The 26,224-nt window shown below is 33.5% G+C and carries 20 protein-coding genes; 15 read left to right on the top strand and 5 right to left on the bottom strand.

The genetic code is table 11. The features are described 5' to 3' along the window. Positions 1–20 precede the first annotated feature (20 nt). The 5 genes from M0M44_RS21280 (at position 21) to M0M44_RS21260 (ending at position 8,317) form a co-directional block, all read left to right on the top strand. A complete protein-coding gene (locus tag M0M44_RS21280; protein ID WP_248727524.1) occupies positions 21–4,556 on the top strand; it encodes a translocation/assembly module TamB domain-containing protein in 4,536 nt (1,511 codons plus the stop codon). A gap of 309 nt (positions 4,557–4,865) precedes the next feature. Beyond that, positions 4,866–5,852 (top strand): 6-phosphofructokinase, encoded by a 987-nt coding sequence (gene pfkA, locus M0M44_RS21275; protein ID WP_248727523.1) that lies wholly within the window; start codon positions 4,866–4,868, stop codon positions 5,850–5,852. 93 nt (positions 5,853–5,945) lie between these two features. Then, on the top strand, positions 5,946–6,950 hold the full coding sequence (gene gap / locus M0M44_RS21270) for a type I glyceraldehyde-3-phosphate dehydrogenase (RefSeq protein ID WP_012026555.1): 1,005 nt from the start codon (positions 5,946–5,948) through the stop codon (positions 6,948–6,950). 130 nt (positions 6,951–7,080) lie between these two features. Next, on the top strand, positions 7,081–7,932 hold the full coding sequence (locus tag M0M44_RS21265; RefSeq protein WP_248727522.1) for an N-acetylglucosamine kinase: 852 nt from the start codon (positions 7,081–7,083) through the stop codon (positions 7,930–7,932). Positions 7,933–7,942: 10 nt separating this feature from the next. After that, positions 7,943–8,317 carry a methylglyoxal synthase gene (locus M0M44_RS21260; RefSeq protein ID WP_248730023.1) on the top strand — a complete coding sequence of 125 codons (375 nt, stop codon included), beginning with the start codon at positions 7,943–7,945 and terminating at the stop codon, positions 8,315–8,317. Here M0M44_RS21260 and M0M44_RS21255 read toward each other — a convergent pair. Then, positions 8,298–8,678: a RidA family protein gene (locus tag M0M44_RS21255; RefSeq protein ID WP_248727521.1), complete on the bottom strand. Its 381-nt coding sequence runs from the start codon at positions 8,676–8,678 to the stop codon at positions 8,298–8,300. The genes M0M44_RS21260 and M0M44_RS21255 overlap by 20 nt on opposite strands. A gap of 29 nt (positions 8,679–8,707) precedes the next feature. After that, positions 8,708–11,410, bottom strand: coding sequence for a putative LPS assembly protein LptD (locus tag M0M44_RS21250; protein WP_248727520.1), 2,703 nt, complete (start codon positions 11,408–11,410; stop codon positions 8,708–8,710). An 82-nt stretch (positions 11,411–11,492) separates the two neighbouring features. On the opposite strand from M0M44_RS21250, the gene M0M44_RS21245 reads away from it, so the two are divergent. From M0M44_RS21245 to M0M44_RS21215, 7 genes are all read left to right on the top strand, one after another. Beyond that, positions 11,493–12,614, top strand: coding sequence for an N-acetylmuramoyl-L-alanine amidase family protein (locus M0M44_RS21245; protein WP_248727519.1), 1,122 nt, complete (start codon positions 11,493–11,495; stop codon positions 12,612–12,614). Between the two features lie 50 nt (positions 12,615–12,664). Further along, a complete protein-coding gene (locus M0M44_RS21240; RefSeq protein WP_248727518.1) occupies positions 12,665–13,630 on the top strand; it encodes an MlaD family protein in 966 nt (321 codons plus the stop codon). Positions 13,631–13,636: 6 nt separating this feature from the next. Further along, entirely contained in the window at positions 13,637–14,974 is a 1,338-nt protein-coding gene (locus M0M44_RS21235; protein WP_248727517.1) for a 4Fe-4S dicluster domain-containing protein, read from the top strand. Positions 14,975–15,110: 136 nt separating this feature from the next. Further along, on the top strand, positions 15,111–15,902 hold the full coding sequence (locus M0M44_RS21230; RefSeq protein ID WP_248727516.1) for a (Fe-S)-binding protein: 792 nt from the start codon (positions 15,111–15,113) through the stop codon (positions 15,900–15,902). Positions 15,903–16,004: 102 nt separating this feature from the next. Continuing rightward, a complete protein-coding gene (locus M0M44_RS21225) occupies positions 16,005–16,487 on the top strand; it encodes a hypothetical protein (protein WP_057116491.1) in 483 nt (160 codons plus the stop codon). A 382-nt stretch (positions 16,488–16,869) separates the two neighbouring features. Further along, positions 16,870–18,015 carry an N-acetyl-alpha-D-glucosaminyl L-malate synthase BshA gene (gene bshA / locus M0M44_RS21220; RefSeq protein WP_248727515.1) on the top strand — a complete coding sequence of 382 codons (1,146 nt, stop codon included), beginning with the start codon at positions 16,870–16,872 and terminating at the stop codon, positions 18,013–18,015. Positions 18,016–18,029: 14 nt separating this feature from the next. Further along, entirely contained in the window at positions 18,030–18,455 is a 426-nt protein-coding gene (locus M0M44_RS21215; protein WP_248727514.1) for a protease complex subunit PrcB family protein, read from the top strand. A 121-nt stretch (positions 18,456–18,576) separates the two neighbouring features. On the opposite strand, the gene M0M44_RS21210 is transcribed toward M0M44_RS21215, so the two are convergent. Both M0M44_RS21210 and M0M44_RS21205 read right to left on the bottom strand, forming a co-directional pair. Continuing rightward, entirely contained in the window at positions 18,577–19,074 is a 498-nt protein-coding gene (locus M0M44_RS21210) for a hypothetical protein (protein ID WP_095930509.1), read from the bottom strand. A 139-nt stretch (positions 19,075–19,213) separates the two neighbouring features. After that, positions 19,214–20,035: a UDP-2,3-diacylglucosamine diphosphatase gene (locus M0M44_RS21205; protein WP_248727513.1), complete on the bottom strand. Its 822-nt coding sequence runs from the start codon at positions 20,033–20,035 to the stop codon at positions 19,214–19,216. A 188-nt stretch (positions 20,036–20,223) separates the two neighbouring features. On the opposite strand from M0M44_RS21205, the gene aroC reads away from it, so the two are divergent. From aroC to M0M44_RS21190, 3 genes are all read left to right on the top strand, one after another. Further along, on the top strand, positions 20,224–21,282 hold the full coding sequence (aroC, locus tag M0M44_RS21200) for a chorismate synthase (protein WP_248727512.1): 1,059 nt from the start codon (positions 20,224–20,226) through the stop codon (positions 21,280–21,282). 53 nt (positions 21,283–21,335) lie between these two features. Continuing rightward, positions 21,336–22,598: a dicarboxylate/amino acid:cation symporter gene (locus M0M44_RS21195; protein WP_248727511.1), complete on the top strand. Its 1,263-nt coding sequence runs from the start codon at positions 21,336–21,338 to the stop codon at positions 22,596–22,598. Between the two features lie 126 nt (positions 22,599–22,724). After that, positions 22,725–24,908 carry a response regulator gene (locus M0M44_RS21190; protein ID WP_248727510.1) on the top strand — a complete coding sequence of 728 codons (2,184 nt, stop codon included), beginning with the start codon at positions 22,725–22,727 and terminating at the stop codon, positions 24,906–24,908. On the opposite strand, the gene M0M44_RS21185 is transcribed toward M0M44_RS21190, so the two are convergent. Continuing rightward, complete coding sequence (locus M0M44_RS21185) at positions 24,905–26,152, bottom strand: DEAD/DEAH box helicase (RefSeq protein WP_248727509.1); 1,248 nt, start codon at positions 26,150–26,152, stop codon at positions 24,905–24,907. The two genes, M0M44_RS21190 and M0M44_RS21185, sit on opposite strands and share 4 nt — an antisense overlap. Positions 26,153–26,224 lie beyond the last annotated feature (72 nt).

Genomic DNA, 26,224 nt, shown 5'->3' with positions numbered 1-26,224 from the left:
TAATTGGGTTGATTTTACTTTTGTTAGCACTCGCTATCATACTATCTCTTCCTGTCGTTCAGACACAGATTGCCAATTATGTTACCAACTCATTAAACGAAGATTACAAGGTTAGTATTAATGTTGAAAAAACGGCAATTAATATTTTTGGTGGCGTAAAATTGAAGAAAGTGACGATTCTGGATCATCATAAAAAAACGATGATCTATTCGGATATCATTACGACTGATATTGCCAGCTTCAGCAGATTGTTAGATGGAGATTTGATTTTTGGAGATTTACGTCTGACAGGTTTGATTTTTAATCTGAAAACTTACAAAGGCGAAGACGAAAATAATATAAATAAGTTTATTCAAGCTTTTGAAGTCGAGAATACTCCAAAGAAAAAATCGACGAAGCACTTCTTATTAACAGCTAAAAACGCTTATATCGAGAAAGGAAGATTTTCTGTAGTAGATGAAAATAAAACGACTCCTCAATTTCTCGATTTTACAAAATTAAATGCGTACATCAGTGAGTTTAAATTGTATGGGCCAGATGTAAATACGAACATCCATAGATTTTCTTTTATGGACCACCGTGGGTTGTATGTTTCTAATTTTGCCGGAAAATTTAGCTATACTAAAAAACAGATCAAAGTTGAAAATCTAGCCATTAAAACCAAAAGATCTTCTATTTATGGTTTAGCAATCTTAAATTATAAACCGTCTGATTTTATTGATTTTACAGATAAAGTTCGATTTAATGTTGTGATAGATTCGTCTTCTATTGCAACAAACGATATCCGTCATTTTTATGATGGTTTGGGTAAAAATCAGCATTTTAAACTGAAAACAAAATTAGATGGTCCGTTGAATAATATGACGCTTACAAAGTTAAGATTAAGCGATACAAACGGATCAAAAATTAACGGAACAATCAATTTTAGAAATCTTTTAGGTAGCAAAGAACAGAAGTTTTCTATGGATGGAAAATTTGACAAATTGCTCTCTAGTTATGATGATTTGGTGATTTTACTTCCAGGAGTTTTAGGAAAAAGACTTCCGAAGGAAATGAAGAAAATTGGTAAATTTAATATCGTAGGTAAAGCAAAAGTCTCGACCACAGCATTGGAAACAGATTTCAAAATGGCAACCGATATCGGGAACGGACAAATTGATCTTCATATGAATAATATGGATTTTATTGATCGAGCTTCTTATTCTGGGAATATCATATTGACGAATTTTGATGTTGGAGCTGTTTTAAGTAGAAAAGATATTGGCAGAACTACATTGAATCTTGATGTGGATGGCGTTGGTTTTACTGAAAAATATTTAAATACAGTTGTTAAAGGAGATATTGCGAAGCTGGATTACAATAAATATACTTATAACAATATAGTAGTAAACGGAAACTTTAAGCTTCCTTATTATAAAGGGCAAATTGCGATAAACGATCCGAACTTGAATTTAAGTTTTGATGGTTTGCTGGATTTGAGCAAGAAAGAGAATCGTTATGATTTTCATATCAATGTTGAAAATTCAGATTTGCGAAAACTTAAGTTTGTCAAAGATTCGATTTCGCGTTTTAGAGGAGATGTTGTAGTCCAATTAACTGGAAATTCTATAGAAAATCTGCAAGGTGACATTTTTATTAATGATGCAGAATATGAAAACCCAAAATCGACTTACGTTTTTGATCAGGTGAATTTGAACTCAAGTTTTGATGCCGATCGTTTGAGAACCATAACGATTAGTTCGAATGATGTGGTTGACGGAAAAATTGTGGGTAAATTTAGATTTGATCAATTGGATAAATTGGTTATGAATTCTGTAGGAAGTTTGTATACCAATTACAAGCCTTATAAAGTAAGAAAAGGGCAGTTTTTACGCTTTAATTTCCGTGTTTACGATAAAGTCGTTGAAATGCTTTATCCGCAAATAAATATTGATTCGTCTACAGTTGTGCGCGGGAAGATTGATTCGGATTTGCAAGAATTTAAATTTCGTTTTAGATCTAAAAAAATTACAGCAGACAAAAATACCTTTGATAATATCCGTATTAATATTGATAATAAAAACCCGCTTTATAATGCCTATGTCGAATTAGATAGTATTAAGACGCCTTATTATAAAATACGTGATTTCAATTTGATTAATGTTACGGCAAATGATACTCTTTATGTGCGTTCGGAGTTTAAAGGAGGAAATCAAGGAGAGGATTACTTTAATTTAGATTTATACCATACTATAGATAAGAGCAAAAACAATATTGTCGGGATCAAGAAATCTGAAATGAAGTTTAAGGATTATATCTGGTACTTAAATGAAGATGCTGAAAAAGATAATCAGATTATAATTGATCAATTTTTTAAAAACTTCACATTTGATAATATCGTTTTATCTCACGAAAACCAAAAAATTGATTTAAACGGAGTTATAAAAGGTACAGATTATAAAGATCTCGAACTGACTTTTGAAGATGTTGATATTAATAAAATCACACCTGTAAATTCCAAGTTTGTATTTGATGGTAACTTGAATGGAAATGTCAATTATAAGCAGAATAAAAATGTTTATCAGCCCACGGCATCCATAAAAATCGATCATCTGGTTATGAATAAGACCGAATTGGGGACTCTTAATTTTGATATTTCTGGAGATGAAAGCTTTAAAAAGTTTACGGTTAATTCATCGATTCAAAATGGCTTTACAGAATCGTTTAGGGCAAACGGAACTTTTGCTGTAGAGAATAAAGAAACGGTTATGGACATGAGTCTGAAACTTGAAGGTTTCAATTTGGCTACATTAGGAACTATTGGTGGAGATGTTTTATCGAACGTTCGCGGTTCTGTTTCTGGAAACGCTGCTGTTATTGGCAATTTGAAAAAACCAGAAATCAACGGTCGTTTGTATGTAGAAAAAGCAGGAATGACCATTCCGTACCTAAATACAGATTACGAACTTAGCGATCGAACGGTAATTGATTTAACGAACGAGAAATTCTTGTTTAGAAATAATCAGTTGACAGATACTAAATACAATACGAAAGGTTTGTTGAATGGAAGTATTGAGCATAATAATTTTGGTGATTGGAAGTTAGATTTGAATATTACTTCTAAACGATTAGTGGCACTCGATACAAAGGATAGCGATGATGCTGCCTATTTTGGAACGGCATTTATAAACGGATCGGCCAGCATAAAAGGTCCTGTTGATGCTCTGTTTATTAAGGTAGATGCAAAATCTGAAAAAGGCACCGAGGTTAAGATACCAATTAATAATACGCAGAGTGTTGGAGAAAGTAGCTGGATTCATTTTGTAACACCAAAAGAAAAGTATAATCTAGCCAATGGAATTGTAGAAAAAACCAGAGATTACAATGGACTTGAGCTAGAATTTGATTTTGATATTACGCCAGATGCCGAAGTAGAAGTTATTCTAGATCGAAATTCTGGTCATGGTATGAAAGGAAAAGGATACGGATCGCTTTTATTTAAAATTAATACTTTGGGTAAATTTAATATGTGGGGGGATTTCCAGGCATACGAAGGAACTTATAACTTTAAATATGGCGGACTTATCGATAAAAAGTTTACGGTTAAAAAAGGAGGTTCTATTATTTGGGAAGGAAACCCCATGCGTGCTCAGCTGAATTTGGAGGCCGTTTATAAAACGCAGGCCAATCCAGCGGTGCTTTTAGATAATACTTCTTCATTTAATAAAAAAGTTCCTGTAGAAGTTGTTATTGGGTTGAGAGGAGATTTGGCCAGTCCAGAACCTAATTTTGATATTCAATTCCCATCAGTAAGTAATGTTTTAAAGTCGGAGATACAGTATAAGCTTGATGATAAGGATATTCGTCAGACACAAGCGCTTTATTTATTGTCAACGGGTTCATTTATGAGTACAGATGGATTTAGCCAAGGAGATTTTTCTGGAACGTTAACAGAAACTGCTTCAAGTTTGCTGGGTGGAATTATCAAATCGGATAATGATAAAGTAAACATCGATTTGAATTATATTGCAGCAGATAGAAGAACAGGGCAGGAGGTTGATGGTCAGTTTGTAGCCAATATATCGTCTCAAGTAAATGAACGAATTACGATCAATGGTAAATTAGGAGTTCCTGTTGGAGGTGTGAATGAATCTGCTATTGTTGGAGATATTGAGATTTTGTATCGTGTAAATGAAGACGGTACGATGAATCTTCGCTTATTCAATAAAGAAAATGATATTAATTATATTGGACAGGGAATTGGATATACGCAAGGAGTTGGTATCTCATATGAAGTAGATTTTGATACCTTTAGCGAGCTTGTAAATAAACTGTTTAAAAGCCATAAAATTGAAAAAGCTGTAAAAGGTTCTTCTGCCGATCAAACGCCGGATTCTTATTTAAATCCGGATTATATGAATTTTACAAGTAAAAAAGATTCTGAGAAAAATAAAAAGAAAGCAAAAGAAGACGAGGAGAAAAGAAAAAAAGAAGAAGAAAAGAAGAAAAAGGAACAGTCACAAACACGAACTCCAAATAATAATAATGAGGGATTAATTCCAGACAACGATTATTAACACTTTGTTAAAAATAGACTTTTATAAAACCATTATTCTCATAATGGTTTTTTTTGTGCTAAATTTAGGCACTCTAATAGAATTTTCCATGTGAGCGGGAAATTCTCATTTTTATAACACTTCATCAGGGTATTGTTAATTTTGACGATTTAATTAAAAAAATACTGTTTTATTATTTTTAATGAAATTTTTTCCTAGAAAAAACTTATTAACGAAAACGTTTGAATTTAACAGATTTTATTAATTTATGATAATCGTAACCCGAAAAGTGCTGAATGTTTGCTAATTTTACACTTTAATACTTAAATAATGCCAAAAACAATAAAAAAAGTAGGTGTTCTTACCTCAGGAGGAGATTCACCTGGAATGAATGCTGCAATACGATCAGTTGTTCGAACTTGCGCATACCATAATATAGAATGCATCGGAATTTATAGAGGGTATCAGGGAATGATTGAAGGCGACTTCAAAGAAATGGGACCACGAAGCGTAAATAATATTGTAAACAAAGGTGGAACGATCTTAAAATCGGCTCGTTCAGTTGAGTTTAGAACCCCTGAAGGTAGAAAGAAGGCACACGAAAACCTAGTTAAGGCTGGTGTGGATGCTTTAGTTGTTATTGGTGGTGATGGTAGTTTTACCGGAGGATTAATTTTTAATTCAGAATTCGATTTCCCAATAATGGGAATTCCAGGTACAATTGATAATGATATTTTTGGTACAAGTTTTACTCTAGGGTACGATACGGCTTTAAATACTGTTGTAGACTGTATCGATAAAATTAGAGACACGGCAAGTTCTCATAACCGTCTTTTCTTTGTAGAGGTTATGGGTAGAGATGCGGGTCACATTGCTCTTAACGCTGGTATTGGTGCAGGAGCAGAAGAAATTCTTATTCCTGAAGAAGATTTAGGTTTAGATCGTCTTTTAGATTCACTTCAAAAAAGTAAAGCATCAGGAAAATCATCTAGTATTGTTGTAATCGCTGAAGGAGATAAAATTGGTAAAAACGTATTCGAATTAAAAGATTATGTTGAAGCTAATTTACCTGAATACGATGTACGTGTTTCTGTATTAGGGCACATGCAGCGTGGTGGTTCGCCGTCTTGCTTTGACCGCGTTTTGGCAAGCCGTTTAGGAGTTAAAGCAGTTGAATCTTTAATTGAAGGAAAATCTAACTATATGGTTGGACTTCGTGAAGATAAAGTGATCTTAACACCTCTTGAGCAAGCTATCAAAGGTAAATCAGAAATTGATAGAGAATTATTAAGAGTGTCTGACATTATGTCGACATAACCAATATAAAGTTTAAAAAGAGAGAGAAGTTTATTGTGAGGAAATTAGACTTTGAATTAGTGTAATAAAAACAAAAGCAAAAAATTTAGTAAAATGTCAAAAGTAAAATTAGGAATAAACGGATTTGGACGTATCGGAAGAATCGTTTTTAGAGAGTCTTTCAATAGAGATAATGTAGAAGTTGTTGCAATCAATGACTTGTTAGACGTAGACCACTTAGCTTATTTATTAAAATATGATTCAGTTCACGGTCGTTTCAACGGAACTGTAGAAGTTAAAGAAGGAAAACTATATGTAAACGGAAGAAACATCCGTATCACTGCAGAAAGAAATCCTGCTGACTTAAAATGGAACGAAGTTGATGTAGATGTAGTAGCTGAATGTACTGGTATCTTCACAACTATCGAAACTGCAAGTGAGCACTTAAAAGGTGGTGCTAAGAAAGTTATCATTTCTGCTCCTTCTGCTGATGCTCCAATGTTTGTAATGGGAGTGAACCACGAAACTGCAAAAGCTTCTGATTTAGTTGTTTCTAACGCATCTTGTACTACAAACTGTTTAGCTCCATTAGCTAAAGTTATCCACGATAATTTCGAAATCGTTGAAGGTTTAATGACTACTGTTCACGCAACTACTTCAACTCAAATGACTGCTGACGGACCTTCTAGAAAAGACTGGAGAGGTGGACGTGCTGCTGCAATCAACATCATTCCTTCTTCAACAGGTGCTGCTAAAGCGGTTGGAAAAGTTATTCCATCTTTAAATGGAAAATTAACTGGAATGTCTTTCCGTGTACCTACTGCTGATGTTTCTGTTGTAGATTTAACTGTAAAAGTGGCTAAAGAAACTACTTACGAAGAAATCTTAGCTGTATTGAAAAAAGCTTCAGAAAATGAAATGAAAGGTATTTTAGGATACACTGAAGATGCAGTTGTTTCTCAAGACTTTATTTCAGATAAAAGAACTTCTATCGTTGATGCTGGTGCAGGAATCGGTTTAAATTCAACTTTCTTCAAATTAGTTTCTTGGTATGACAATGAGTACGGATACTCAAGCAAATTAATCGATTTATCTGTACATATTGCAGGTTTAAAATAATAATATATATTTTTGCAAAATCCCGTTACTTTACCATAACGGGATTTTCTTATTTTGTTACTTCTATAATTAATGTAAAAAATACACTTTTAAATTAAAAATAGAGAACCTAATTCCAAAAACTAAACAAATGAAATTAATAGTTGACAGTGGATCTACTAAAGCCGATTGGATTGCGATAGATGATAATGGAAAAGTATTATTCACAACACAAACTTTAGGATTAAATCCTGAAATTCTAGACGAGCCAGAAATTGTCGAAAGATTAAATGACCGTTTTGATATCTTACAAAATAAAAAAAATGCTACACATTTATTCTTTTACGGTGCCGGATGTGGTACAGACAGAATGAAAGAGTGGCTGAAAAGAATCTTTCAAGAATATTTTTCTAACGCTATAGTAGACGTTCAAGAAGATACTTATGCTGCTGTTTATGCAACAACTCCAAAAGGAGAAGAGGCAATAGTTAGCATCTTGGGAACTGGTTCTAACTGCAGTTATTTTGATGGAAAAGTATTGCACCAAAAAGTTCAATCATTAGGTTATATCGTAATGGATGATTGCAGCGGTAACGTTTTTGGAAAAGAATTAATTAGAAAATACTATTTTAATAAAATGCCTAAAGAATTGGCTGTTGAACTTGAAAAAGAGTACGACGTTGATCCAGATTTTATTAAAAATAAATTATATAAAGAACCAAACCCAAATGCTTATTTAGCAACATACGCAAAGTTCTTGATTAAGCATAAAGACACAGAATTCTGTAGAAAAATTATCTTTAAAGGGATGAAATCTTTTGTTAAGAATTATATTAAACAATTCGATAACTGTAAAGAAGTTCCAGTACATTTTGTTGGATCTATTGCATTTTATTTGAAAGATGAATTACAAGAGACGTTTAATAAATATGAACTTCAATTAGGGAATGTTTTGAGAAGACCTATTGATGGATTAATTGCTTACCATGTCGCTAATCAATAGTTCTGGTTTTATGGAAATTGCCATTATTGCTCATGATGGAAAAAAAGCTGATTTAATTGACTTCTTAATCAAAAATGAAGCTGTTTTGCATAATGAAAAGATAAGGCTTATTGGAACTGGTACTACTGGAGGAAAAGCAGAAGCGGCAGGGTTTAAAACTCAAAGAATGCTGTCTGGACCTCTTGGAGGCGATGCGCAAATTGCAGGAAGAGTTGCAGAAGGAATTACGCAGATGTTTTTCTTTTTTAAAGACCCTTTGTCAAGTCATCCGCATGAAGCTGATATTAATATGCTAATTCGTGTTTGCGATGTTCATAATGTGCCGCTGGCAACAAATGAAGCAACGGCACAATTATTATTAGATGCTATTGCACAGCGATTATAGAAATTTCTACATTAACATTTTTTGGCAAACAAGCCACTTGAACCGTTTCACGAGCTGGAGCGGTTTTTTCGTTAAAATAAGAACCGTAAACGGTATTTATTGCTCCAAAGTTATTCATGTCCATGATGAAAATAGTTGACTTGACAACATTTTCAAATGTCATGTCTGCTGCTTCAAGAATCGCGGCAATGTTTTTCATAACCTGATTGGTCTCATCATTAATGTTGTCTGTAATCAATTCTCCTGACTCAGGATTGATTGCAATTTGTCCAGAAGCATAAAGTGTGTTTCCAGATAATACGGCTTGATTATACGGCCCGATTGGAGCCGGAGCTTTCTCGGTGAAAATGATCTTTTTCATAATAAAATTATTTTTGATTCGAAAGTATTTTATCTATTTGAAACGCTTCGTTTGTTCCATTTGATATCGCTAAGCATACCAGATTTAATTCCGATGAAGAAGTTCCAGTTAGAATTTGTGCCTAAAGGCTGCCAGTTAAAGGCCATTCTCCAGCTTAATAAATCTCTTTCAAAACGGAATTGCGTAAAGGTAACTCCTTTTTGTACAAAATCGTATCCTGTAGAAACCCCAGCTTTCCATTTAGGGGTAAGGTCGGTATTGATAGAAATCATAAGAGAGTTTCCAGAAATAGTGCTTTCTCGTTTTATGTTTGAATAGGTTAAAGAATAAGCAAGTGTCATATCCCATGGAACTTTCGAATTGAAGAATTCTGTAATTACATCATCTTTTTCAGGTTCATTGGCAAACTGACTGTTACGACTGTCGTTTAAGTCTGTATTGGTACCAAATAAGTCATCGCTTCGACCTCCGTTTCGCCTACTCTGTGTGTTTTGTTCTTTTTCTTTTCCGCTTCCTTTATTCGAGAATGAATAGTTTACAGTTACGTTTGCGCTTGTCATTCTGAATAAACTTCCGCCATTGTCGATATTGAATTTGTCAATTTTGTTACCACCATTATCAATCGCATAAGGATCTAATGTTGCACCAAAATTCATATTCATTTTATTGTCAAAAAACTGTGTTCCACCACTAACTAATACAGGCTGCCATCCAAAAGTTGATTTTCCGTCAGCATTAAAATTGTAGCTTGTGCTAAAGTTTAAGTTGTTTAGCAACATTATTTTTTTAGGTTCTGTTTTTGTGCTGTCTCGATCTCTTACTTTAGCTTCAAAAGTATTGCTCAAGGCAAAACCAACAATGTTTGAATTGTCTTTTCCTGGCGATCCGTATATTCCGCTTTCAAATCGCGTGTACTCAGAAGTAATTCTACCAGAGGCATCGACGGCATATGTGTCGTAGTATTTTTCAAAACTTGGAGTATAGGCATACGTTACGCTCGGACGCATTACGTGTCGAATAGATTGGATTCTTTTATCGTCTCCAAAATTAAAAGTTCCATAAATCGTCGTACCTAAATTGGTGCTGAAATTGTATGTTCTAAATGAATCAAAGCCATTTACGGTTTTATTGACTGTTTGTCCTTCAGTAGGGTCGTAAACTTTTTGAATCGTTTTATTTACCCATGTTTCCTGATAAGTTGTAGAGGCTCCTGCACTAAAATATTTGAAGATTTTAAAGTTCGTGCTTAACGGAATCGTCTGTTGTAATCCCAATTGAGCATCATCAAACATTTGTGGTTTGAAAAAAAGTGAATCTTTTGTTTTAAAGTAGTTTTTACCGCTTACATTGTACTGTAAGTTGATATTTTTGATTAATCCTTTTTTAACGCCATTCTTGCCAACAAAAGGATATATACGATCAATACTTCCTTGTAAAGAAGGAAGCGTCATAATAATGTCTTCTGTTTGTGTGTTTTGGCTATGGGTTGCAGATAGCGCAATACGAGAACCTGGGATCGTATTAAATGTTTTATTGTACGAAATAGAAGAGCTTAATGTGTTATTTAAGTTCGATCCAATATTGGCTTGGTTGATAGACTGTTTGAAGTACTTACTACTACCCATGTTGACAGAAGCAGAGAAAGTAGAATTAGGATTTGATTTTGTGTCTTTAGAATGCGACCACTGAATATTATAAATGCTTTGTTTTGAATAATCAGGATAACCGCGTTCGCTGCTAATTAAATTTTCAAAACGAATGTTCACATTTCCTCGATACTTATATCTCGTGGCATATGCAGATTCAAAACGCATGGCGTAACTTCCGTTGGTATAATAATCACCGAGTACAGTTAAATCGTAATTATCGCTCAAAGCAAAGTAATAACCTCCATTTTGCAATGAAAATCCGCGTGTATTAGAATCGTTATAACTTGGGATTATAATACCCGATACGCTTTTTTCCTTACTTAAAGGAAAAAAACCATAAGGTAATGCCAGTGGGGTAGGAACATCGGCAATTACCATTTGTGTTAAACCTGCAACAATCTTTTTGCCTGGTACAAACTTAATTCTACTCGTTTGAAAATAGTATTCAGGATGATCAATATCTTGAGCAGTCGTAATACGTGCACCTTTTAAAAAGTATACAGAGTCGTTTTCTTTTTTAGTAACAGAAGCCTTAATGTTTAATTCGCCTTGTTTTGTTCTTGAATTATAAATTAAAGCCTTTTTTGTTTTAAAATTAAAGCGAATAGAATCTGGTTGTACTTCACTTGATCCCTGTTTGAAGTTAGGATATTGAGTTAATACTCCTGCTGAATCTTTAATTCTTCCAGCATAAACTTCGTCTTTTTCATAATTAAGAACAATTATACCAGATTTTAATTCGACATCTTTATAGTATAATTCCGCTTCATTATATAAGGTGATCAGCTTTTTTTTCTGATCAATTTTAGCATAGTCTTTTGCTTTGTATCTTACTTTTCCATCCAAAAAAGTCTTTTTGGGCTTAACAGTATCTAATTTTATAGTATCTGTAATTGCAGGATTTTCTTTATCTGTTTGTTTTACAGCAGGTAAAGGCTTTTTTTTGTTTTTTATTTCTTGCGAGTATAAATTACCACAACCTATAGTTAGGAAAAATGATATTAAAACGATATTAAATAAGTTTGTGTGCAAAGGTTTAAATGCTATTTTTGTAAAATTATGGCTTGTTTTTTGACATGTCAAACTTACATATAATTTTTTGGCAAAAATAATCAATTCTAAAAATTATAACAGCTGCATTTTATTAAAATTAACTTTTAGATTTATGAATAGAATTAACAAATTTAAGGTAATATTTACTTTATTTCTAATAATATCGTCCTTTTGTGCTCACAGTCAGTCAAATGTGTTTAAGGTGACACTTGACGCTGGCCACGGAGATCATGACTTTGGAGCGGTTTATAGCGGACGAATTGAAAAGAATATTGCTTTAGCTATTGTTTTGAAAGTCGGAAAGATTTTAGAACTTAATCCTAATGTTAATGTAATTTACACTCGTAAAACAGATGTTTTTATCGATTTAGTTGAAAGAGCAAATATTGCTAACCGAGCAAATTCAAACATTTTTGTTTCTATTCACTGTAATGCAAATAAAAATACAGCAGCCGACGGAACTGAAACTTATGTAATGGGTTTAAGTAAAGTAGCATCAAACCTTGAAGCGGCGAAAAAAGAGAACTCTGTAATTACATTAGAGAAAGACTACAAACGTAAATATGAAGGTTTCGACCCTAACTCGCCAGAGTCGATGATTGGTATGACTTTGATGCAGGAAGAATATTTAGACAATAGTATTACGCTTGCGACTAAAATTGAAGAAAATTTTGAGAAATTAGGAAAAAAACTTCGTCATGGAGGAGTGAAGCAGGCTCCTTTTATGGTACTTCATAAGGCTTATATGCCAAGAGTTTTGGTTGAAACAGGATTTGTGTCGAATCCAACAGAAGGAAATATCCTAAATTCTGAAGAAGGTCAAGATGATATTGCAAGAGCAATTGCAGAAGCTATTTTAAGTTATAAACGTGAATATTTTGGGACAGGAGCGGAAGCTACTGAGAGTCGGCCCGTAAGAGATACTACTCCTGCAAAACCAAAAACAACTACTCCAGTTGCAGTTGCGAAGAATGCTCCAAAAGGAACATTTTTTAAAGTACAGCTTATTGCAAGTATTAAAAAAACACCTTTAGAACCTAAAAATTTTAAAGGATTGAAAAATGTAACAATGGTGTACGAAAATAATATTTATAAATATTTCTACGAAGAAACTCCAAGTTACGAAACAGCTCAAAAATATCTGCAAGAAGCTAAAGGTAAAGGGTATGGCGCAGCATTTTTAGTAGCAACTAAAGATGGGGAAAAAATCAGTATTCAGGACGCGATTAAATAATAAGCGCAAGTTCGAATATTTATATTAATTTTGTACAAACACTTAGAATTTTGAAACTAACAAGAGAAATTAAAACGGCTATTTTAGTCATCGTATCTATTTTATTATTTATCTGGGGATATAGTTTTTTAAAAGGTAGAGATCTTTTTACTAATTATACCGTATTATATGCTGAATATGATAATGTTGAGGATTTATCACCATCAGCTCCAGTAACACTAAATGGACTTGCAATTGGTAAAGTAAGTAAAATTACAATTGATGAAGTAACAGGTAAATTACTGGTTGAACTTCAGCTTAAAACAGACTTTCCAATTACTAAAACCAGCATAGCGGCAATTTATTCTCCAAGTTTAATTGCTGGGAAACAAATTAAAATCATTCCGAATTTTGCTGACAAAGAATTAGCTGAAGACGGGCAGAAGTTAACTTCTACTGTCGAATTAGGATTAACAGAATCCTTAGGAGGAAAAATTGAACCAATTCAGCAAAAGCTTGATAAAATGCTTTTGAATATCGATAATTTGGTTACAGGATTGAATAATACTTTAGATAAGAATACTCAAGAAAATCTAAAGAAGACAATTGCTGAATTAAGTCAGACAATGCAACAATTTCATAAAGCATCTGGAAGTCTTAATAATATCTTGGATACTAATAAAGGACAGATTAATGGAATGGTTACAAACTTCAATAAAATGTCTGGTAACTTCAATAAGATTTCAGATTCATTAAATAAAGCAGATTTAGGTAAAACAGTTCGCAATTTGAACCAAACTTTAGCTAAAGTTGATGTTTTAATGAATAATTTGAATTCTGGAAAAGGTACAGCAGGAAAAATACTTAACGATGAGGCTTTGTATAATAACCTGACTAAAACTTCAAAAGAGCTTGAATTGTTATTGCAGGATCTTCGTCTTTATCCAACTCGTTACGTAAACGTTTCTCTTTTTGGAAAGAAAAATAAACCATACGTAGCACCAACAGAAGAAACAAACTCAACTGATAAAAAATAATTATAAATGAGTTATTTAGATAATATTTTATTCGCAGTACTTCTTATAGTAGGTTTCGGTTTTTTTGCAGCGAGCGTAAAAAAAATCATCCGAAATATTAATTTGGGAGTCGATGTAGATCGAAAAGATAATCCTAAAGCTCGTTGGAAAAACATGGCATTGATTGCTCTTGGGCAGTCAAAAATGGTGAGACGCCCTGTTGCAGGAATCCTTCATATTTTTGTTTATGTAGGTTTTATAATAATTAATATCGAATTATTAGAAATTATTATTGATGGACTTTTTGGAACACATAGAGTTTTTGCGCCTTATTTAGGCGTAGTTTATGATGTTTTAATTGCTTCATTTGAAATATTGGCAATACTTGTAATTATTGCTGTAGTTACCTTCTGGATTAGAAGAAATGTAATTCGTTTGAAGCGTTTTATTAATTCTGATTTGAATGGATTTCCAAAAAGTGATGCCAATTACATTCTGTATTTTGAAACAGTTTTAATGATTCTGTTTTTATTGATGAATGCTTCAGACTTGCATTTGCAGAATGTTCCTGGAGGATATTCTCATTTTCATAAAGCAGGAAGTTATCCAATAAGCCAATTTATAGCGCCAATTTTCAATGGTACGTCTAATGAAGCAGTTGGATTATTATTTGAAGTTTTCTGGTGGTTACATATTGTTGGTATTTTAGTTTTCATGAACTATTTATATTTTTCAAAACACTTGCATATTCTTTTGGCTTTCCCGAATACGTATTTTGCAAACTTAAAACCAGAAGGTCAATTTGATAATTTAGCTTCTGTTACAAAAGAGGTAAAATTAATGATGGATCCAAATGCTGATCCGTTTGCGGCAGCTCCGGCTGATGAGAATGCGCATCCAGCTAAATTTGGTGCAAGCGACGTTCAGGATTTAAACTGGGTTCAATTGTTAAATGCTTATACGTGTACAGAATGCGGGCGTTGTACTTCTTCTTGCCCTGCAAATCAAACAGGTAAAAAATTGTCTCCGCGTAAAATCATGATGGATACAAGAGATCGTTTGACAGAAGTAGGTAAAAATATTGATGCTAATAAAGGTGTGTTTGTTCCAGATAATAAAACCCTTTTAAACGATTATATTACTCCAGAAGAATTATGGGCTTGTACTTCTTGTAATGCTTGTGTTGAGGAATGTCCTGTAAATATTAGCCCATTGTCTATTATTATGGATATGCGTCGTTATTTGGTGATGGAACAAAGTGCTGCTCCAATGTCATTAAACGCAATGATGACTAATATTGAAAATAACGGTGCGCCTTGGCAGTACAGCCAGCAAGACCGTTTAAATTGGAAAAACGAGAATTAAGATTTATTGTTTAATCGGTTAGTTGTTTAGCCGTTTAATCGATTTTAAAATAATATTTCGGTTTTTATAAAATTGTCATTTTGCTTTTAGCGATTGAACAGTTTCACGATCAACCGATTAAACAAAAGTGAGAGAAATGTCAGAAAATTTAGTAGTACCAACAATGGCAGAAATGCTTGCCGAAGGAAAACAGCCAGAGGTTTTGTTTTGGGTAGGTTGCGCAGGAAGTTTTGATGATAGAGCAAAAAAAATTACTAAAGCATTTGTGCGAATTTTAAATCGTACCAATGTTTCTTTTGCAGTTTTAGGTACTGAAGAGAGTTGTACTGGTGATCCTGCGAAAAGAGCTGGAAATGAATTTTTGTTTCAAATGCAGGCGATGATGAATATCGAGGTTTTGAATGCTTATGAAGCTAAAAAAATCGTTACAGCTTGTCCGCACTGTTTTAATACTTTGAAAAATGAATATCCAGAATTAGGAGGAAACTATGAAGTTATTCATCATACAGAGTTTTTAAAATCATTAATTGATGATGGAAGATTAACTGTTGAAGGTGGTCAATTTAAAGGAAAAAAAATCACATTCCACGATCCTTGCTATTTAGGTAGAGCCAATAAAGTTTACGAAGCGCCGAGAGATTTAATTCAGAAATTAGACGTTGAATTAGTCGAAATGAAGCGTTCTAAAGCAAACGGTTTATGCTGTGGAGCAGGTGGAGCACAAATGTTTAAAGATGCCGAGCCTGGAAATAAAGAAGTAAACGTTCTTCGTACAGAAGATGCGTTAGAAGTACAGCCTGATATTATTGCTGCTGGTTGTCCGTTCTGTAATACGATGTTAACAGACGGAATTAAGCATGCACATAAAGAGGGCGAAGTAAAAGTAATGGACGTTGCAGAGTTAATTGCTAATGCGCAGGATTTGTAAAGAAGATTCTAAGTTTCTAAGATGTTAAGCTTCTAAGTTTTCTAGCTTAACTTGAAACTTGAAACAAATCAACAATCAACAATTTAAAATCTAAAATTAAAAATGTATATACCTTTTGAAAATTTACCAGGTGAATCTAGAGTTTGGATTTACCAGTCGAACAGAAAATTTTCTGAGGAAGAGTTTTCTGAAATCGAAACAGATTTAAAAGCTTTTGTAGAACAATGGGCCGCGCATGGTACAAGTCTTGAAGCTTCTTTTTTACTAAAATATAACCGATTTATTATATTGGCAGTAAATCAAGATGTACAGGCTGCTACAGGTTGCTCTATTGATAGTTCTGTTGAATTTATCCAAAGTTTGGAGAAAAAATACAATGTTGATTTATTGGACAAAATGAACGTTACTTTTAAACTAGGAGAGCATATCGCGCATAAACCATTAATTGATTTCAAGAAAATGGTAAAAGATAAGTCGGTTTCTGAGAATACAATTGTTTTCAATAATTTGGTAAACAATATCGAAGAATTTAACGAATCTTGGGAAGTTCCTGCAGCCGATAGCTGGCACAGCAGATTTTTCTAAGAGTATTTAAAAATATATTTAAAAGGCATGAAATTTAGATTTTGTGCCTTTTTTGTTTAAAAGGATTTCAAATTATGCCTAACAGGTTTTAAAGACTTGTCGGTTTCGTTTTGTAAAGAACTTTGACAAAGTTGGCAAGATGGGTTCTTATGAAAACAAAAACGTCTAATCTAGCCCCGATGGGAGCGGTATCCTTTTTCTGGCTCCTTTAGGCAGAAAAAGATATAGCGGACAGCGGGACTGCTAGTTGTTTTGAATGATATTATGCTGCTTCTAAAAATATTTATCAACCAGAGTTAATCTAATTTTGTCAAAAATCTAACAATTTAAACGGTTAATTAAACGCTATTTTTGAGTATTTTCGTAGAATTAAATTTAATCCATGAAAATAGCAATTGTTTGTTATCCTACTTTTGGAGGTAGTGGTGTAGTAGCCACAGAGTTAGGTCTCGAATTAGCCAGAAGAGGACACGAAATACACTTTATTACATATAGCCAGCCGGTAAGATTGGCACTTTTGAATCCGAATGTTCATTATCACGAAGTAAATGTTCCGGAATATCCTTTGTTTCATTATCAGCCATACGAATTAGCGTTGTCAAGTAAATTGGTTGATATGGTGAAATTGTACAAGATAGAACTCTTGCATGTGCATTATGCCATTCCGCATGCTTATGCAGGTTATATGGCAAAACAAATGCTTAAAAACGAAGGAATTAATCTTCCGATGATTACGACACTTCACGGAACTGATATTACGCTTGTCGGAAATCATCCGTTTTATAAGCCTGCGGTGACTTTTAGCATTAATAAGTCAGATTATGTGACTTCTGTTTCGCAGAGTTTGAAAGATGATACTTTAAAATTGTTCAAAATCAAAAATAAAATAAAGGTAATTCCGAATTTTATTGAATTGGACAAAGTCAAAAAAGATCCAAATGCGCCTTGTCACCGTTATGTAATGGCTAATGAAAATGAGCGCATTATTACTCATATTAGTAACTTTAGAAAAGTAAAGCGCATTCCAGATATTATTAAGATTTTCTATAACGTTCAGAAAGAAATTCCAGCAAAATTAATGATGGTTGGTGATGGACCTGAAAAAGAAAAAGCTGAATTGTTGTGTCAGGAATTAGGGATTTTAGATAAAGTGATTTTCTTTGGAAATAGTCACGAGATTGATAAAATCTTATGTATGACCGATTTGTTTTTACTGCCTTCGGAAACAGAAAGTTTTGGTTTGGCTGCATTGGAGGCAATGGCTTGCGGTGTTCCTGTAATTTCAAGTAATTCTGGTGGTTTGCCTGAAGTAAATTTTGATGGTTTTTCTGGCTATTTAAGCAATGTTGGAAATGTTGAGGAAATGGCACAAAATGCATTGAAGATTTTGAAAGATGATGCGATTTTAAATCAGTTTAAGGCAAATGCACTAGAAGTGGCAAGAAAATTTGATATTAAAAACATATTGCCTAAATATGAAGCTTTATACCAGAAGGCGGTTGACGATTACAAATTGGAGAAGCACTAATTTAAAAGAATAAGATGAAAAAAGTAATTTCTGTTTTAGCGGTTTTTGTTTTGATTTCGTGCGGAGTGAAGAAGGTCGAAAATTCAAAAGCATCATTGTACGAAGTTTTAACAACACAATCGGACGGTGGTGGAAATATTAAGTTTTTTGAAATTTTGACGGAACCAAATGAAATTAAAATGCTCGAAAACGATCCGCTTTTAGCACATAAGATGAAGGATCCTGATATTCAAGATTATAATTATGTGATTCTAAATATGGGTGAAAAAAACACAAGCGGTTATTCTATTGATGTTGAGAAGGTAGAAGAAACAGATAAAAATATCATTATCACTGTAAAAGAAAATAGTCCTGCAAAAGACGCCATGACAATGCAGGTGATTTCATATCCTTATACAGTTGTAAAAATTCATTCTAAAAAAGAAATTATTATTAAATAATTGGAAGAAAACTTCTAAAGAAGCCTCGGGATCGCTCAGAAGGACAATCAAATAAAAAAATAAAAAAAACCTGTCGCTTTTAAGCGACAGGTTTCTTCTTACAATTATTTTTTATTTTTATTTAGAATCTAAATTTAACGCCTAAACCAACGTCAAATCCAAAATTGTCATCATCATAATAACCTGAACCAATTTCTGGTCTTGCGTCTAATGATAAAGTAAGTGGCACTTCTTTAAATCTATATTCTATACCGATATCTCCAGCTGCAAAAACATAAGTTCCGCTATCGCTGTATCTGTAATTGTTGTTGTAGTAATCGTGATCCCAAGCAGCTAGTCCTCCTCCGACACCAGCATACCAGTTAAAACCTCCGTCGATGTTCCAAACCCATTGGTAAAGGGCAACTCCTTTTATGGCGTCTACATCACTGCTGTTTCTCCATCCTAAATCGAACTCAAGTCTGTTTTTTTGATTTAATCCTAATTGGTATGATATTTCACCTCCAAATCCGTTGTTGTCTCCCAGACGTAATCCTAAAGCGTGTTTCGAAATTTCTTGTGATTGAGCCGTAAATGCTAAACCAAGAAGCATAAGGGCAGATAAAAGTATCTTTTTCATAAAAATGGTTAATTAATTTTTTTCAAATGTATTATTACAGTCAATTTCAGAACGTATAATATTTTTGAAAATTGTTACATAATTTTCATTTTTAGGAATTTGGCACGTTAAAATTCTTAAAAAACGGTTTTTGTAAGGATTATTTTAAGATTATCGACGAAATGAGCTGAGAAGTGATAAGATCTTCCATTTCTAAAAGATTTTCCTCTTCTGCAAAATTTGTAGCCTTGTAAGAGAACAGTTTCCAACGTTTTTTATGGTATTCTAGAGCTGTTAAGTTTTCTACCCAATCACCAGAATTTAGGTATAAAGTAGAGCCATGTTTGTTTTCTTTGGTCACTATTTTTGGTTCATGAATATGTCCGCAGATTACATAGTCGTAATTTTTTTCTATGGCTAGATCGGTTGCTGTGGTTTCAAAATCAGAAATAAATTTAACTGCTTTTTTAACGCTCGCTTTTATTTTTTTAGAAAAAGAATAAGGTTCGCGTCCTAGTTTAGCTAGACACCAATTGGCAAATCGATTCATTAAAATTAGATAATCGTATCCTAATCCGCCTAGTTTTGCAATCCATTTTGAGTGCTGAACAGAGGCGTCAAAAACGTCTCCGTGAAAAATCCAAGCTTTTTTGTCGTCTAGTTCTAAAACTAATTTATCCACTAGAGCAAAATTCCCCATGTTCATATCGCTGAATTTTCGAAGTATCTCGTCGTGATTTCCAGTAATATAGTAAACCTTTGTTCCTTTAGAAGCCATTCCGATAATGCGTTGAATAACTCGTAAATGTGCTTTTGGGAAATACGATTTACGAAATTGCCAAGCATCAATTATATCGCCGTTTAAAACTAAAGTTTTGGGTTTAATGCTTGAAAGATAGTTGTTTAGTTCTTTAGCATGACTTCCGTAAGTTCCTAAATGGACATCAGAAAGAATGACCAATTCGACATTTCTTTTTTTCAATTTTTCTTGATTTGAAGTTTTACAAATGAAAGAAAATTTGTGAAATTTAATTTTATTAAAAGGTTACCAAAAAGAGGGTAATTTTACCAAATTGTGATTTTTATCCCATTTAATGTTTCGTTAATAATACCAGTTTTAAATTTTTTAATTTAATTCATAAAACTTACATTTGCTCAAAACAAAACACAATGGCAGGAAATAGCTTCGGCACACTATATAAAGTAACTACATTTGGAGAATCTCACGGTGAAGCTTTAGGCGGTATTATTGATGGATGCCCTCCCGGAATACAATTAGATTTTGAAGCAATTGAAGTAGATATGGCTCGTAGAAAACCAGGTCAGTCAGCAATTGTTACACAAAGAAAAGAACCAGACAGTGTTCAGTTCTTATCAGGAATATTTGAAGGAAAAACGACAGGAACACCAATCGGTTTCATTATTCCGAACACCAATCAAAAATCAGACGATTACTCTCATATAAAAGATAACTACCGACCAAGCCATGCTGATTATGTTTACGATCAGAAATATGGTTTTCGCGATTACCGTGGCGGTGGAAGAAGTTCTGCAAGAGAAACAGCAAGTAGGGTAGTAGCAGGAGCAATTGCTAAGCAAATGCTTCCAGAAATTAAAATTCACGCCTATGTTTCTTCTGTTGGGCCAATTCATTTAGAAACACCATATCAAGAATTAGATTTTTCTAAAATTGAAAGCAATCCGGTACGTTGTCCAGATGAAAAATCTGCAGCGATTATGGAAGAATATATTCGTGACATCCGTAAACAGGGAGACACTGTTGGAGGTGTTGTGAGTTGTGTAATTCAAAATGTTCCAGTTGGTTTAGGGGAACCAGTATTTGATAAACTTCATGCAGAATTAGGAAAAGCAATGCTTTCTATTAATGCAGTAAAAGGTTTTGAATACGGAAGTGGTTTTTCTGGATCTGAAATGAAAGGAAGCGAACATAACGATTTATACAATCCTGACGGAACTACAAAAACAAATTTATCAGGCGGAATTCAAGGTGGTATCAGCAACGGAATGGATATTTATTTCAGGGTTGCTTTTAAGCCAGTTGCAACTATTATGCAGACTCAAGATTCTTTAGATAATAAAGGTAACATTACACCAATGACAGGAAAAGGACGTCATGATCCGTGTGTAGTGCCTCGCGCAGTGCCAATCGTAGAAGCGATGGCGGCAATTGTTTTGGCTGATTTTTATTTGATCAACAAAACATATTAATAAAAGGTAAGACAGTGAGGGTCTTATTATTTTAATAATTAAAAAATAAATTAATGCAAGAAGTTACAGAAACTAAAAAACAATCATTTCTTTCGGGATTAACAGGGCAAATTATAATTGCGATGGTTCTTGGAGCTATTTTAGGAATTATATTGCACAACACCATTTCACCCGAAGCGACGCAGGCATTTAGCAGTAAAATAAAAATGCTGGCAACCATCTTTATTCGTTTGGTGCAAATGATTATTTCTCCATTGGTTTTTACGACTTTGGTGGTTGGAATTGCGAAATTAGGTGATATTAAAACCGTAGGAAGAATTGGAGGGAAAGCTATTGGATGGTTTTTTACAGCTTCATTTATTTCTCTTTTAATTGGATTGTTTTACGTAAATATTTTGCAGCCAGGTGTTGGTTTAAAACTAGAACACGTTGATATGGCCGCGGCTTCTGAGGTTACAGGTAAAACGCAAAATCTGTCTTTTGATAATTTTGTTGAGCATATCGTGCCAAAAAGTATTGTTGAAGCAATGGCAACTAATGAGATTCTGCAAATTGTGGTTTTCTCTATTTTCTTCGGATTAGCGGCTGCTTCTCTAGGACCAACAGTAAAACCAATTATTAGTGCTTTTGATAAACTATCGCACATTGTTTTGAAAATGGTAAACTATGTAATGAAGTTTGCTCCAATTGGGGTTTTTGGAGCGATTGCGGGTGTATTTGCTATACGAGACGCAGAAGAATTGGTTATTACGTACTTCAAGTTTTTCGGCTCGTTTTTAATTGGTATCGGTACGCTTTGGGCAATTTTAATTTTGATTGGATATATTTTCCTAAAAGGAAGAATGACAGAATTGCTAAGACGAATTACAGGACCCTTGGCAATCGCTTTTGGAACTACAAGTAGTGAAGCTGTATTTCCTAAATTAACTGAAGAATTAGAAGGTTTTGGGGTAAAAGATAAAATCGTTTCTTTCATGTTGCCGCTTGGATATTCATTTAACCTTGACGGAAGTATGATGTACATGACTTTCGCGAGTATTTTCATTGCTCAGTTCTATAATGTGCATTTAGATCTAGGAACACAAATGGCGATGCTTTTAGTTTTAATGCTGACAAGTAAAGGTATTGCAGGTGTACCACGTGCTAGTTTGGTTGTCGTTGCGGCGACTTGCGGTATGTTTGATATTCCTATTGAAGGAATTGCATTGATTCTTCCAATTGACCACTTCTGCGACATGTTTAGAAGTGCAACAAATGTATTAGGAAATGCATTGGCAACTTCAGTTGTTGGACAATGGGAAAACAATAAAGAATAATAAAAAAGCTAAGATTTTAATTTTTTTATCGTAGTTCTTGAAATAATATTTTGAAAAGCTGTATTTTTTTATGAAATACAGCTTTTTTTTATTTTAAAGTGTATATTTGATCAAACTAGCCGATTGATGCCCCAAAAACGGATTTTTTTACTTTTATTCTTGATTCTGAATTGCTTCGCCAATTCGGCAATCGCGCAATCTAATTGCAATCTAGATCCTAAAATTGATAAGACTGTAAAGAAAGCACTTTTAAATTTTAGAGAATCTAATTTCGAAAAATCACTTATCTATTCTAGAGCAGCCTTAAATGCAGCAACAGAACTAAAAGATTACTGCCTTACGGCCCGTTCCTATAATATTATTGCGGCCAACTATAATGAATTAGCAGAGTTTGATAAAGCGATTTTCTTCTACAAAAAAGGGCTGTATTATGCCAATAAAACCGATAACGATTCTATAAAATGTCTTCTCTATAATAATTTAGGGAATATGTATTGCTTCGAAAAGAAACAGTTTGATGAAGGAATCCGTAATTATAAAAAAGCAGTTGCTTATGCTTTGAAAATTAATGATTTGAAAGAGGTTTATTTTACCAATGTCAATATTGCTTGGGCTTATTTTGATATTGGAAACTTCAATCAAGGTTATCTTTTTTTAAAATATGTTAATAGCACGAAATTAAAATATAATGACGGATCAACAGAAGTTATAGTTGATATGCTGAACGGTATTTATGCTAGCTATAAAAATGATAATAAGGCTGCAAATGCCTATTTTTTGAGTGCTATTGAATCAGGAAAAAAATGTCAAGAAAAAACAGATTTGGCACATGCTTATTTAGAATATGCTCATTTCTTAAATAAAATCAATAAACACAAAGAAGCTTACGAATCGCTTGTTAATCATTATAATCTTTCCGATAATTTATACGATGTTAAAAAACTAAAAAAGGCTTCTCAAGCTGGTCTAAGTCTGGAGTTGGACGAATATAGAAGGCAGATTGATAAAGTTGAGGGAGAAAAAGTAGAGCAATCTCAAAGTTTAAGAAAGTCAAAAATCATTGTAATTCTTTTTATTTTGATTTCGCTTATTCTTTTAATTTTAATTGTCACACTGATAAAGAATATCAGATATAAGAAAAAACATAATTTAGAGCTTCTTAAAGCGAAAGAAATTGCAGAAGAAGCCTCTTTGCTTAAAACACAATTTATATCGACTATAAGCCATGAATTACGCACTCCGCTTTATGGAGTTGTCGGAATCACCAATATGTTGCTCGAAGAGCATAAAGAAATTTCGAGAAGCCAACATTTAAGTTCATTAAAATTTTCTGCGAGGTATTTATTGTCTCTCGTAAACGATATTTTGCAGATCAACAAAATAGAAGAGAACAAAATTGTATTGGAGAATCTGACTTTTAATATTTCTGATGAAATTACAGTAATTAAGAACTCGCTTTCTTTTCTTTCACAGAAGAATAATAACAGCATTTCTATCGATATTGATTCTCGTATTCCAGAATATTTGATTGGAGATAAATTGCGTTTGGCTCAGATTTTAATGAATTTAGTCAGCAATGCCTTGAAATTTACCAAAGATGGACAAGTTGAAATTATAATAAAACTAAATAAAGTGGAAGGAAAGCTCCATTATTTAGATTTTTTGATAAAAGACAACGGAATAGGAATTGCAGTTGTAGATCAAAATAAGATTTTTGAAAAGTTTGTTCAAGTTGGCCGTAAAGACGAAGATTATCAAGGCACAGGATTAGGGCTTAGTATTGTAAAAAGGCTTTTAGGGCTTTTTGGAAGCACTATTACTTTAGACAGCGATTTAGGAAAAGGAACTTCATTTTCATTTACCATTGCTTTTGAGCATGATCTAGCTAAAACGAAAAGTATTATTGATGAAATTGAAGTAGATTTGACTTCAAGCGAGGTTTATAAAATTCTAGTCGTTGAAGACAATTTGATTAATCAGCTTGTTACCAAAAAGATTATCGAAAAAAACAATTATTCCTGCAAAGTAGTTGACGATGGTTTTGCAGCTCTTAAGGCCTTAGAAAATGACACCTTCGATCTAATTTTAATGGATATTAACATGCCTTTAATGAACGGATTTGAAACCACCAAACGAATACGTCTTCAAGGTATAGAAACTCCAATTGTCGCTTTGACGGCTTTTGATAAAGATGAAATTACAGATGAGGCGATTTCATCTGGAATGAATGATATTATTATTAAACCTTTTGAACCGGTTAAATTATTTAAAATAATCAATTTCCTTATAAAAGAAAAAAACGCTGTTTAGTACCAGCGTTTTTTGTTTTTCTTAGCGTTTGTTGATTTTCTCGATTTGTGAGCTCCGCCACTTCTGTTCGAACTTTTAGGTTTTTCTCCAGCTTCTGGACTTCCGGAATGCCATTGATACGGATGATCAGTAATCGTTTTTACATCAACTTTTATTAATTTTTGAATGTCTTTCCAATACGGAAGTTCATCTTTTCCGCAGAAAGAGATTGCAATTCCTCCATTTCCTGCACGACCTGTACGGCCAATTCGGTGAACGTAAGTTTCTGGAATATTCGGTAAGTCAAAATTAATTACATAAGGCAATTGCTCGATGTCAATTCCTCGTGCTGCAATATCTGTAGCAACCAAAACTCCAACTTCTTTGTTTTTGAAAGCATCTAGAACTCTTTGTCTTGCGTTTTGCGATTTATCTCCGTGAATGGCTTCAGCAGGAATATCTTTTTTGCGAAGCGCTTTTACCACATTGTCAGCGCCGTGTTTTGTTCTTGAGAAAACAAGCACGTTTGATAAATTTTCTTCTTTAATTAAATTGTAAAGCAAGTTTCTTTTTTCTGTTTTATCAACAAAATAAATGCGTTGCTCGACATTTTCTGCTGTAGAAGAAACTGGAGAAACTTCCACTTTTTCTGGATCTTGAAGAAACATTTCTGCAAGCTCGCGAATTGCAATTGGCATTGTTGCAGAGAAAAGTAAAGTTTGTCTGTTTTTAGGAGTCAGTTTTACGATTTTTTTGACATCGTTTATAAAACCCATATCCAACATTTGATCGGCTTCATCTAGCACTAAAGTGTGCAAATGATTTAAATCAAGAAAACCTTGTTTATGAAGGTCAAGTAAACGTCCTGGAGTGGCAACTAAAATATCAACTCCATTTTTTAAAGCATCTACTTGCGGATTTTGAGAAACTCCTCCAAAAATAGTCAGCTGCGTTAAGTTGGTATATTTTGCATAAGTGTCAAAGCTTTGTCCGATTTGCACTGCGAGTTCGCGAGTAGGCGTAACCACAAGCGCACGAATCAGTTTTGCTTTTTTTGATGAACCGACAATTCGGTGTAATTGATGTATGATTGGAATAGCAAATGCTGCCGTTTTTCCTGTTCCTGTCTGTGCACAGCCAATTAAATCACGGCCTTCTAAAACAATCGGGATTGATTTTTCCTGAATTGGAGTCGGATTTAAATAGCCTTCTTCAAATACGGCTTTTTGTATACTTTTTGAAAGTGATAGATCTTCGAATAACATATCTTTGGTATTTAGTATTTCAGTTTTAATTACTAAAATGCTGTGCAAAGATATGTTTATTCGTTCAATCGT

The organism is Flavobacterium humidisoli (assembly GCF_023272795.1).
Classification (GTDB): domain Bacteria; phylum Bacteroidota; class Bacteroidia; order Flavobacteriales; family Flavobacteriaceae; genus Flavobacterium; species Flavobacterium humidisoli.
The sequence above is the reverse complement of the archived record's forward strand: the minus strand, read 5'-3'. Positions and strand labels throughout refer to the sequence as shown.